This window comes from Peribacillus cavernae (assembly GCF_003989135.1).
Taxonomy (GTDB): Bacteria; Bacillota; Bacilli; order Bacillales; family DSM-1321; genus Peribacillus; species Peribacillus cavernae.
Genome location: NZ_RYZZ01000037.1, coordinates 95,816 through 107,648, shown reverse-complemented (window position 1 = coordinate 107,648; position 11,833 = coordinate 95,816). Strand labels below are relative to the sequence as shown.

Below are 11,833 nucleotides of genomic sequence, written 5' to 3'. Positions count from 1 at the left end.
AGGAGATGAAAAAAATGAAGAAACTTGTAAGCTTTGCATTACTTTTAGTAGTATCGATTGTGCTTGCTGCATGCGGCACAGACAACTCCAATTCCAATGGCGCTGGAGACAAAGAGGAACCAAAGAAATTGGTCATCGGTGCCTCTAACGTGCCGCACGCTGAAATTCTTGAAGAAGCCCTTCCTTTGCTTGAGAAAAAAGGGATTGAACTCGAAATCAAGCCGTTCCAGGACTATGTATTGCCAAATAAGGCTTTGGATGAAAAAGAACTGGACGCTAACTACTTCCAGCACATCCCTTATCTAGAATCCCAAAAGAAAGAACATGGCTATGACTTTGTAAATGCTGGCGGCATTCATATCGAACCAATCGGAATCTACTCTAAAAAGCACAAAAAGTTAGAAGAACTTCCAAAAGGTGCTACCATCATCATGAGCAGCTCCGTGGCTGACCATGGCCGTGCTCTATCCATGCTCGAAGCTAATGGATTGATTACGCTAAAAGAAGGCATTGATAAAACAACTGCGACTGTAAAGGATGTTGCAGAAAATAAAAAAAATCTCAAGTTCAAGACAGATATCGAGGCTTCTTTATTAACTCAGGTATATGAAAACAATGAAGGCGATGCAGTCCTGATCAACTCCAATTATGCAATCGATGCTGGCTTAAATCCGGTTAAAGATTCGATTGCTATTGAAGATTCAAACTCACCATACGTCAACGTGATTGCAGTCAGAAAAGGTGATGAAAATAAAGAAGAAATCAAAGCACTTGTAGAAACTTTGCGCTCTAAAGAAATCCAAGATTTCATCAAAAAAGAATATAAAGGTGCGGTAGTGCCTGTAAGTGAATAATAAAAAAACAAATCAAAAAAGGCCTGCGTTATTAGTTAAGCAGTTCCGTTTTTGCGGAGTAACATCGTAAATACCATTCTAATTATCAGACCAAATCGCTTATTGATTTGGTCTTTTCTAATCCCTGTTATATCAAAGATTATTTCACTTTTGGCATTTAAAACAGCATAGTAAATAGCGCACCAAATAATTGTGTGACAATAACTATTGTCATCTTGCTCTTTAGGGTTGATTGTTAATTGCTTTGTTAATTAGACCTTCAATTCAAAAGGATAAAAGGAAAATTGTAATTATATGTAGAAAAGGTATAGATTGTGAAGAGCTGTGCTTAAACTAATACGAACGGTTAGTTTAGTTTAATGAGAAATTTGATTTTTATGGTAAAATAGTTAAAAAGGAGAAGAGAATTAAAGAAACCTTTTATATCAAACTAAATGTTTATTTACTACTTACAATCATACCGTCATCCGCTCTTGGATATTATTTTGCCGTACAGAACGAATCATTGTTTATCTTGGAAATATTTTTATGTCTTATAACTTTATTGATTTTAACACCATATTCTGGCGTATCAGTCAAAGTGAAATTGATTTTATCATATGGGCCATCATGATGCCCTGCATAGTTTAAAGCACTTGCATGAACTATATGCCTTTGCGTATCGCCCTCTATACTTTCGATTTTATCTATCCTTGGACACAGGATGAAATCTGAGTAGGTTTTATCCAGATAGGAAAAATAACGTTTATATAAAGTTTCTTCAAGCAACTCTTTGATATGCGATTTTCACTATGAATTAAAGTGAAATTTGATATGTCTTTTAATGTTTTCTCCACATTATCGGAACTACTTAGTTATTAATGCAGGACTTTTTTTGTGGAATTAGAAAATAACTTTTCAATTCTTTTTCAAAAAAGGAACCTGCTATAATTCGGTATAGAACTTATCCAGCAGCTTATACTACTGAGGAATAAAATCGGAGGAGTTGAATGGAATGGAAAATGAACCGAGAAATGCAACGGAAGCCGCTATCCAGGATTATAAACAGGGGCTTGGAGTCTTTATGCAGAAAATGCCCGATCTGGCCCAGCATTATAATGCCTTTACAGAAGCCTGCTTTAGAGAAGGTGCGTTAGGGCAAAAAGAAAAACAGCTTATCGCACTGGGCATCAGCCTCTACACTCAGGATGAATACTGTATTCTTTATCACGTGAAGGGCTGTCTTGATAACGGGGCGAGCGAGGAAGAAGTCATGGAAGCGATGGGGGTATCTGCAGCTTTTGGCGGGGGAGCCGTCATTAGCCAGGCTGTCACGCTCGTCCAGGATGCCATGCAGGAACTAAAAGAGTTTCATTAAGAAGAAAACCTGAACTGAACGGTTGTAGTCGGCCTTCCTTGTGAGTTTCCTAAAAACCGGACAAAAAAGGTATTGGCAGTTATCTGGAGGAATTGTAAACCTTTATCCATTGAGAGCTGCTTTAAGAGAGTATATCAGGTTTATTCACTAATTATCAGGGTAAATGAGTTTTGAACGTTAAAGTAGTTCAGTGCTAGAATAGAAAAGAAAAGAAAAGAAACTGAAAGGATTGATTCATTATCAACTCTCTAGATTTAAACGTTACAAGCGAAATGGAAAAGGCAATGCAACAGTCACATGGTATTGGCTATAGTGAGTACAGCAGAAAGTTAGATGTCCGGATCCAGGTGGAAAAACGAAGACAAAGAGAGTATGAACAATGCAATCAGATCGTTAATGATCTTCAGCGCAAACTGCATTTATAGGATCACCTAATGAAAGAACTCAGGGGGGCGGGCTTATACAGCTCCATGTAAATGGTAAAGTGAGAGAAGTTTCTGAAGTGCAATCTGCTTGAAAACTTTTTACACTTTACCGTTGATCATGGGTCTATAGGCAGGCTCTTTTTTGTTTTTTAGATTATTTGATATATGATAGGAAAAAGGGATTTTTCAGAATGAGGATACGTGTAATTACAAAACCTAATTACCACTATGCTCAGGAGGGTCGATCCAGTTTTTATTAGTTGCTTACACTTTCTATTTGTTATAAGATTGTAATGAGAATAAAGTGAGAATACATGTAAACAGGAGAGATTGACGGAAAACAATATGGTTTTCCATGCTATAAATTAGGATTTATTCCACGGAGGTATTAATATGGCAGGTTCTACACTAACAATCAAAGATCTTCATGTATCAATTGAAGGAAAAGAAATCTTAAAAGGAGTGAATCTTGAAGTTAAGGGCGGAGAAATCCACGCACTCATGGGACCGAATGGAACAGGTAAATCTACTTTATCTTCGGCGATTATGGGTCATCCAAAATATAAAGTGACTAGCGGAACCATCACATTTGATGGTGAGGACGTTCTTGAAATGGAAGTTGATGAGCGGGCGCGTGTCGGTCTTTTCCTTGCTATGCAGTATCCTAGTGAAATCAACGGTGTGACAAATGCCGATTTTCTTCGTTCAGCTATTAATAGCCGGCGTGAAGAAGGCGAGGAGATTTCTTTAATGAAATTTATCCGCCAAATGGATAAAAAGATGGAGTTACTTGAAATGGACGAAGACATGGCGCAACGCTATCTTAATGAAGGGTTCTCAGGCGGGGAAAAGAAGCGCAATGAGATTCTCCAGCTTATGATGATTGAGCCGAAAATCGCCATTCTTGATGAAATCGATTCCGGATTGGATATCGACGCACTTAAAGTCGTTTCAAAAGGCATCAATGAAATGAGGAGTGAAGAGTTTGGATGCTTAATCATCACTCACTATCAGCGCCTTTTAAATTACATTTCTCCTGACTACGTTCACGTTATGATGCAAGGCCGCGTCGTAAAATCCGGCGGACCTGAGCTTGCACAGCGTCTGGAAGCAGAAGGATACGATTGGATTAAACAAGAATTAGGGATTGAAGACGAAACAGTTGGCCAAGAAGCGTAAGTAGGAGGATTTGCAATGACTACAGAAACAAAACTACCTGTTGAAAAGGAGAATATCCGCTCCTATTCACAACAAAATAATGAACCATCCTGGCTTTCGGAGCTTCGGGTTGAAGCGTTAGCTGAATTTGAAAACCTGCCGATGCCGAAGCCAGATAAAACAAAGATTGATAAGTGGAACTTTACTTCTTTTAAATCTCATACTGTCGAAAGTGAAGCATTCACTTCTTTAGAAGAGCTTCCTGAAGAAGTAAAAACGCTCATCCATATAGAAGAAGCCAATAATCTGTACATCCAACGTAATAATACGGCTGCTTTCGCGATCCTGGATGAAGAATTGAAAAACCAGGGCGTTATCTTCACTGATATTGTAACGGCAGCCCGTGAACATGGTGATTTGGTTCAAAAGTATTTCATGAAGGACGGTGTGAAGGTAAATGAACATCGCCTCACAGCACTTCATGCTGCTTTACTGAATGGCGGAGCATTCCTTTATGTACCAAAAAATGTAGAAATTAAAGAGCCAGTCCAAGCTGTCTTTATTGTAGATAATGCGGATACTGCGCTGTTTAACCATGTTCTTGTTGTTGCCGAAGCGAATAGTTCTGTGACATACGTAGAGAATTACATTTCCACTGTAGAAGCAGAAAATGGTGTCGCAAATATCATCACGGAAGTATTTGCAGGTGACAATGCAAAGGTTGAATACGGTGCGGTTGATACCTTATCCAAAGGCATTACCACTTATGTGAACCGCCGCGGTGTTGCAGGGCGTGACGCCCGGATTGAATGGGCGCTTGGCCTGATGAATGACGGCAATACCATCTCAGATAATACAACATATCTTATGGGAGATGGTTCTTACGGTGACACCAAAACGGTAGTCGTCGGCCGCGGGGAGCAAAAGCAAAACTTCACGACACAGATTATTCACCATGGCAAACGTTCAGAAGGATTTATCCTGAAGCATGGAGTCATGAAAGATAGCGCCTCTTCTATTTTTAACGGTATCGGCAAAATCGAGCATGGCGCTACGAAAGCAAATGCTGAGCAGGAATCCCGTGTTCTTATGTTGAGTGAAAAAGCCCGCGGAGATGCCAACCCAGCCCTGCTTATCGATGAGGATGATGTTACTGCAGGACATGCTGCCTCTGTTGGACGGGTCGATCCGGTTCAGCTTTATTATTTAATGAGCCGCGGGATTACAAAACAAGAGGCAGAAAGACTTGTCATTCACGGTTTCCTTGCGCCGGTTGTTAATCAGCTTCCTATCGAGGGAGTAAGAAAACAGCTGACTGAGGTAATTGAAAGGAAAGTTAAATAATGAACCCATACGGAATTCGTAAGCTTTTCCCAATACTAGATCAGGAAGTGAACGGTCAGCCACTGGTTTATCTGGATAGTGCTGCAACATCGCAAAAGCCCGTTTCAGTTATTAAAGCAGTTGAGGAATATTACAGAGGTTATAACTCAAATGTGCACCGCGGCGTGCATACACTTGGAACGAAAGCAACGGATGCGTATGAAGGGGCACGCGAAAAGGTTCGGAAATTCATTAATGCAGGCTCTGCAGAAGAGATTATTTTTACAAGAGGAACGACAACATCCCTTAATACTGTAGCGAGAAGCTATGGGGGTGCTAATTTATCAGAAGGAGATGAAATCGTTATCTCCTACATGGAGCACCACAGTAACATTATTCCATGGCAGCAGATTGCCAGGGAAACAGGTGCCTCCTTGAAGTATGTACCGCTTCAGAAGGATGGAACCATCTCGCTTGATGATATGCGGGAAACGGTAACTGAACGTACAAGAATTGTTTCGATCATGCAAGTTTCTAATGTCCTTGGTGTAATTAACCCAGTTAAGGAAATTGCCGGAATAGCCCATGAAAATGGAGCAGTGATGGTGGTAGACGGGGCACAAAGTGCACCTCACCTCAAAGTCGATGTTCGTGAATTGGATTGTGATTTCTTTGCTTTTTCCGGCCATAAAATGGTCGGGCCGACAGGTATCGGCGTACTTTATGGAAAGAAAGAACACCTGGAGAAGATGGAGCCGATTGAATTCGGCGGCGAGATGATCGATTTTGTAGGCTTGTATGAATCGACCTGGAAGGAACTTCCATGGAAATTCGAGGGTGGTACCCCGATTATTGCAGGAGCAATTGGACTAGGAGCCGCAATTGACTTTTTGGAAGAAGTGGGGCTGGATAATATTGAAGCCCATGAGCATAAACTAGCAGCATACGCACTGGAAAAAATGTCTGCGGTCGAAGGCATCACGATTTATGGAACGAAGGATGCCAGCAAGCGTGCCGGTGTTGTCACTTTCAATATTGAGGATGTCCATCCTCATGATGTTGCTACTGTATTGGATGCAGAGGGCATTGCAGTCCGTGCGGGCCACCACTGTGCACAGCCGCTCATGAAATGGCTTGATGTTTCGGCCACTGCCAGAGCGAGCTTCTACCTCTATAACACGGAAGAAGACATTGATAAGCTTGTAGCAGGGCTTGTCAAAACAAAGGAGTATTTCAGCAATGTCTTTTAATAACCTAGATGCACTATACCGTCAAGTCATCATGGACCATTATAAGAATCCCCGCAACAAGGGTGCACTGGAAAATGGAAACCTTGTAGTCGATATGAACAATCCGACGTGCGGTGATAGGATCCGGTTAACGATGCAAGTAGAAGACGGGAAAGTGACCGACACCAAATTTGATGGCGAAGGATGTTCTATCTCCATGAGTTCAGCGTCGATGATGACCCAGGCCATCAAAGGAAAAGATGTTGAAACAGCCATGAAGCTTTCCACAACTTTTTCTGATATGATTCAAGGTAAAGAATATGATGACAACGGTTTGGACCTTGGTGATATTGAAGCTCTTCAAGGGGTTTCAAAGTTCCCTGCCCGCATTAAATGTGCGACCCTGTCCTGGAAGGCAATGGAAAAGGGCTTGCAGGAACAATAAAAACAGCAGCTCAGCAGTTTTTCGATTACCTGCGGCTGCCTGAAATGGAGGAAAAGAGCTATGGCAAAGAAAATGCCTGAAATCGGTGATTATAAATATGGCTTTGCAGATAGAGACGTATCCATTTTTCGGTCAAAACGAGGTTTAACAAAAGAAATCGTCGAAGAAATCTCGCGTATGAAAGACGAGCCGCAATGGATGCTTGATTTCCGCTTGAAATCATTGGCGCATTTCTACAAGATGCCAATGCCTCAATGGGGCGGAGATTTGGCCAGCTTAAACTTTGACGAAATCACATATTATGTGAAGCCTTCTGAGAAGTCGGAAAAGTCATGGGATGAAGTTCCAGAAGAAATTAAACAAACATTTGATAAGCTTGGGATTCCAGAGGCTGAGCAAAAGTACCTTGCCGGGGTATCGGCCCAGTATGAATCCGAAGTTGTTTATCATAATATGAAGGAAGACCTTGAAGAAATGGGTATCGTTTTTAAGGATACCGATTCAGCGCTTAAGGAAAATGAAGATCTTTTCCGTGAACATTTCGGGAAAACGATTCCTCCTACAGATAATAAATTTGCTGCATTGAACTCGGCGGTGTGGTCCGGTGGATCTTTCATTTACGTACCAAAAGGCATAAAGGTTGATACACCGCTGCAAGCTTACTTCCGTATCAACTCAGAAAATATGGGCCAGTTTGAGCGTACGCTGATTATTGTCGATGAAGGTGCTCACGTTCATTATGTCGAGGGTTGTACTGCACCGGTATATACAACAAATTCACTTCACAGTGCAGTTGTTGAAATCATCGTCAAAAAAGACGCTTACTGCCGTTACACAACGATTCAAAACTGGGCTAACAATGTATTCAATCTTGTAACAAAGCGTGCCGTTTGTGATGCAAACGCTACAATGGAATGGATTGATGGAAATATCGGCTCCAAGCTGACTATGAAATATCCAGCTGTTATTCTGAAGGGCGAGGGCGCGCGCGGTATGACATTATCGATCGCAATTGCCGGAAAAGGACAGCATCAGGACGCAGGAGCGAAAATGACACACCTTGCACCGAACACATCTTCAACGATCGTGTCTAAATCCATTTCTAAGCACGGCGGTAAAGTAACATATCGCGGTATTGTTCACTTCGGCCGCAAAGCAGATGGTGCACGGTCTAATATTGAGTGCGACACATTAATCATGGATAATCAGTCAACTTCTGATACCATCCCTTACAATGAAATCTTGAACGATAACATTTCACTGGAGCATGAAGCAAAGGTATCCAAGGTATCCGAGGAGCAGCTATTCTACCTCATGAGCCGTGGTATTTCTGAGCAAGAAGCCACTGAAATGATCGTAATGGGCTTCATTGAGCCATTTACTAAAGAACTTCCAATGGAATATGCGGTGGAAATGAACCGTTTGATCAAATTCGAAATGGAAGGCTCTATCGGTTAATATGAAATCACTAAACTACCCGCTGAGGGCTATTCAGCGGGTTTTTACGTTGGAACGCGCTCTTAATCAAACGTTTGATTAAGAAGACTTTTAAGCGGGTAAATGTATACCAACAGTATGTAAAAGCAGATTGTTGTTTTCCTTATGCTAGAATGGTTATATATTTTTCGAAAGTAGATGTGATAAAAGATGATATATATTGGGGTTACAGGATGGGGTGACCATGATCGTTTGTATCCAGGGAAAATCTCACCACGGGATAAATTAAAGGAATACGCTGCCCATTTTCCGACAGTGGAGGTGGATGCTTCGTTCTATGCGGTGCAGTCAAAACGGAATACAGAAAAATGGGTTTCTGAGACACCATCCTCGTTTCAGTTTATCGTCAAGGCCTATCAAGGAATGACAGGGCATCAACGGGGCGAATCCCCTTATGAAAGTAAAAAGGAAATGTTTGCGGCGTTTGATGATTCTCTCCAAGCTTTTAGAGAAACCAACAAGCTATCCATGGTGCTCTTTCAATTTCCACCATGGTTTAATTGCAAAAAGGAAAATGTTGATTACTTACGCTGGTGTAAGCAGGAAATGGGCGATACACCTGTTGCGCTTGAATTCAGGAACCAGACCTGGTATGAATCCAGATATTATGATCAAACGCTGGCATTTATCGAAGAGGAGGGATGGATCCATACAGTCTGTGACGAACCGCAGGCAGGGGAGGGATCTATCCCGATTGTCCTTAAAGCTACTGATCTTGATAAAGCATTAGTCCGCTTTCATGGACGAAACGTGCATGGATGGAAAAAGCAGTCTGGGGGAAATTGGCGGGAAGTTCGCTATTTGTACCGTTATAATCAGCAGGAACTGGAGGAATGGGCTGAAAAGCTGCATATACTTGAAAAGCAATCAAAAAATATATATGTCCTCTTCAACAATAATTCCGGAGGGGATGCTGCTGATAATGCTAAACAAATGATTGATCTTCTTAGTATAAAATACGAAGGGCTTGCTCCAAGGCAGCTCGATTTATTTTAATTCGAAAAGGTCGGATAGAAGGAGTTAAGATGTCAGAAATTATTCATTTATATCATACGAATGACCTTCACAGCCATTTTGAAAATTGGCCGCGGATAAAGGATTTTCTTAACCAGAGATGCGAGTTGCATAAAGAAGTAGGAGAAGAGGCTATAACTCTTGATATTGGCGACCATGTCGACCGCTGGCATCCCTATACGGAAGGAACTCTCGGTAAAGGGAATGTTACACTCCTTAATGAGGCCGGGTTTCAATATGTGACGATCGGAAATAATGAAGGGATTACCCTGCCTCATGAAGCGTTGGATTCTTTATATAAAGAAGCTGATTTTAAAGTTCTTGCCGCGAATATTTTCCAAAGTGACCGACAAAGGCCGGCATGGGCGCTGCCTTATGCGATACATACCACAGAAAAAGGCACCAGGATAGGCATGATTGGCTTAACAGCATACTTTCAGAGCTTTTACACTGCCCTTGGCTGGAAGCTTTCAGATCCATTTCAGGAGTTGTACAAACAGTTGGATATATTGAAGGAACAGAGTGATATCATTGTCATCCTCTCTCATCTCGGTCTATATGAGGATGAAAGAATGGCTGGTGAGTTCCCGGAAATTGACATTATCCTTGGGGCCCATACTCATCATATTTTGCATCAGGGAAAAGTCGTGAATAACACGCTGCTTTGTGCAGGTGGGAAATTTGGCATGTATGTCGGCCATGTAGAAATCGACTTAGATGACACAAGGAAAGTAGTCCGAAAAGAGGCTGCCTTGTACGATACAAATGACTTAAAGGAGCTTCCGAATGAAAGTGAATGGATTGACAGTATTTATAATAAAGGCAGGGAGTATCTGCAGCAAAAATGTGTTGTGCTTCCGAAGGATCTCGATTGTGAATGGTTTGAAGCTTCGGAGCTTCCAAGAATTTTATGCGAGGCGTTAAGGGAATGGAGTAATGCAGATTGCGCCTTTTTGAATGCTGGTCTCCTTTTGCAAGGACTGCAAGCCGGGGAAGTCACAATCGGGGACATCCATCGTATCCTTCCCCACCCCATCAATCCCTGCGTGGTTGAGCTAAACGGCAGTGAATTAAAAGAGATCCTGATACAATCCCTTAATCAGGAATGGCCGCATATTCAGATGAAGGGTTTTGGATTCCGGGGCAAGATTATGGGGATCATCGTCCATGACCGTGTTGATTTTATCAAGGGAAAGAATGATGTTATCCAAAAAGTACTGGTGGACGGCAGAGAGCTGATTGCTGAAAACCGTTATAAACTTGCGCTTCCTGATATGTTTACTTTCGGGCACTTTTTCCCGCAAATTCAGCGTTCTAAAGATAAGCAATATCTGATGCCGGAATTTTTACGAGATGTGATGGTTTGGAAACTAAGAGGAATGTTTTCTTAAAAAGAATAACACGCTTCCCTGCTTTGATTCATAAAGTATGAATAAACAGGGAAGGAGCGGTTGAAATGATAAACGTCACCCCCATCATATTAGACGGTAAGACATTTTTGGGCATTTCCGTTGCATTGCCAAAAACAAACTTGCTGGCAATCACGTCTGAAAAGGGATATATCATGTGCGGTGCATTGGATGTCGGCCTTCTGAATGAGAGACTAAAGGACCGCAACATTATTGCCGGCAGAGCAGTTGGTGTTAAAACGATTGACGAATTGCTGAATGCTCCATTGGAATCGGTCACACTGGCAGCGGAACAAGCAGGAGTTGCCAAAGGGATGATTGGGAAGGATGCCTTATTAAAAATGTACTAAGATTAGATTAGAAATGGAACATCATGGTTTGTAAGTAATAGGATCGGATTTGAAGTACAAACTAACAATCAGCAGTGAATTTAGCGTTTAATATTAGTACCCAATTCACAGGCTAATCATCAAACAATATTAATATAGAAAATGCTGGGAGCTTTTAGTGCTTTGAGCATCTCATTATAGCTTGATTTATACAATAGTAGTTTATGAAGGACTTATCCCCCCTTTATTTCATGGGATTTGTCTTTCATAACTCCTATGAAGGACTTTACATCCTCCTAAATCGTGGATTTTGTCCTTCATAACCCCTATGAAGGACGTTACACTCCCTTAAATCGTGGATTTTGTCCTTCATAACTCCTATGAAGGACTTTGCATCCTCCTAAATCGTGGATTTTGTCCTTCATAACCCCTATGAAGAACGTTACACTCCCTTAAATCGTGGATTTTGTCCTTCATAACTCCTATGAAGGACTTTACATCCTCCTAAATCGTGGATTTTGTCCTTCATAACCCCTATGAAGGACGTTACACTCCCTTAAATCGTGGATTTTGTCCTTCATAACCCCTATGAAGGACGTTACACTCCCTTAAATCGTGGATTTTTTCCTTCATAACTCCTATGAAGGACGTTACACTCCCTTAAATCGTGGATTTTGTCCTTCATAACCCCTATGAAGGACGTTACACTCCCTTGAATCGTGGATTTTGTCCTTCATAACCCCTATGAAGGACGTTACACTCCCCTAAACCGTGGAGTTTTGTCCTTCATAAC

General features: G+C 41.5%; 12 protein-coding genes. 11 read left to right on the top strand and 1 reads right to left on the bottom strand.

Going from position 1 to position 11,833, the window contains the following annotated elements:
• Nucleotides 1-14: 14 nt before the first annotated feature.
• Nucleotides 15-854, top strand: coding sequence for a MetQ/NlpA family ABC transporter substrate-binding protein (locus tag ELQ35_RS19295; protein WP_126866812.1), 840 nt, complete (start codon nt 15-17; stop codon nt 852-854).
• Nucleotides 855-1,334: 480 nt separating this feature from the next.
• On the opposite strand, the gene ELQ35_RS19290 is transcribed toward ELQ35_RS19295, so the two are convergent.
• A complete protein-coding gene (locus tag ELQ35_RS19290) occupies nt 1,335-1,622 on the bottom strand; it encodes a hypothetical protein (protein WP_126866811.1) in 288 nt (95 codons plus the stop codon).
• A gap of 226 nt (nt 1,623-1,848) precedes the next feature.
• Between ELQ35_RS19290 and ELQ35_RS19285 the strand changes: the two genes are divergently transcribed.
• The 10 genes from ELQ35_RS19285 to ELQ35_RS19245 all read left to right on the top strand — a co-directional run bounded on the left by ELQ35_RS19285 (nt 1,849) and on the right by ELQ35_RS19245 (nt 11,061).
• Nucleotides 1,849-2,211: a carboxymuconolactone decarboxylase family protein gene (locus ELQ35_RS19285; RefSeq protein WP_126866810.1), complete on the top strand. Its 363-nt coding sequence runs from the start codon at nt 1,849-1,851 to the stop codon at nt 2,209-2,211.
• A 284-nt stretch (nt 2,212-2,495) separates the two neighbouring features.
• On the top strand, nt 2,496-2,636 hold the full coding sequence (locus tag ELQ35_RS22735; RefSeq protein WP_185861832.1) for a YuzK family famiily protein: 141 nt from the start codon (nt 2,496-2,498) through the stop codon (nt 2,634-2,636).
• A gap of 393 nt (nt 2,637-3,029) precedes the next feature.
• The gene (gene sufC / locus ELQ35_RS19280; RefSeq protein ID WP_126866809.1) at nt 3,030-3,815 is read left to right on the top strand and encodes a Fe-S cluster assembly ATPase SufC; all 786 of its coding nucleotides are present in this window, start codon (nt 3,030-3,032) and stop codon (nt 3,813-3,815) included.
• Between the two features lie 15 nt (nt 3,816-3,830).
• Nucleotides 3,831-5,138 (top strand): Fe-S cluster assembly protein SufD, encoded by a 1,308-nt coding sequence (sufD, locus tag ELQ35_RS19275; protein ID WP_126866808.1) that lies wholly within the window; start codon nt 3,831-3,833, stop codon nt 5,136-5,138.
• A complete protein-coding gene (locus ELQ35_RS19270) occupies nt 5,138-6,367 on the top strand; it encodes a cysteine desulfurase (RefSeq protein WP_126866807.1) in 1,230 nt (409 codons plus the stop codon). The genes sufD and ELQ35_RS19270 overlap by 1 nt, the downstream gene beginning before the upstream one ends.
• Nucleotides 6,357-6,791, top strand: a complete 435-nt coding sequence (sufU, locus tag ELQ35_RS19265; RefSeq protein WP_126866806.1) for a Fe-S cluster assembly sulfur transfer protein SufU — start codon at nt 6,357-6,359, stop codon at nt 6,789-6,791. The genes ELQ35_RS19270 and sufU overlap by 11 nt, the downstream gene beginning before the upstream one ends.
• A gap of 60 nt (nt 6,792-6,851) precedes the next feature.
• Complete coding sequence (gene sufB / locus ELQ35_RS19260; protein ID WP_126866805.1) at nt 6,852-8,249, top strand: Fe-S cluster assembly protein SufB; 1,398 nt, start codon at nt 6,852-6,854, stop codon at nt 8,247-8,249.
• 189 nt (nt 8,250-8,438) lie between these two features.
• Nucleotides 8,439-9,284, top strand: coding sequence for a DUF72 domain-containing protein (locus ELQ35_RS19255; protein WP_126866804.1), 846 nt, complete (start codon nt 8,439-8,441; stop codon nt 9,282-9,284).
• 29 nt (nt 9,285-9,313) lie between these two features.
• Nucleotides 9,314-10,693 (top strand): bifunctional metallophosphatase/5'-nucleotidase, encoded by a 1,380-nt coding sequence (locus ELQ35_RS19250; RefSeq protein WP_126866803.1) that lies wholly within the window; start codon nt 9,314-9,316, stop codon nt 10,691-10,693.
• A gap of 65 nt (nt 10,694-10,758) precedes the next feature.
• Nucleotides 10,759-11,061 carry a YunC family protein gene (locus ELQ35_RS19245; RefSeq protein ID WP_126866802.1) on the top strand — a complete coding sequence of 101 codons (303 nt, stop codon included), beginning with the start codon at nt 10,759-10,761 and terminating at the stop codon, nt 11,059-11,061.
• Nucleotides 11,062-11,833 lie beyond the last annotated feature (772 nt).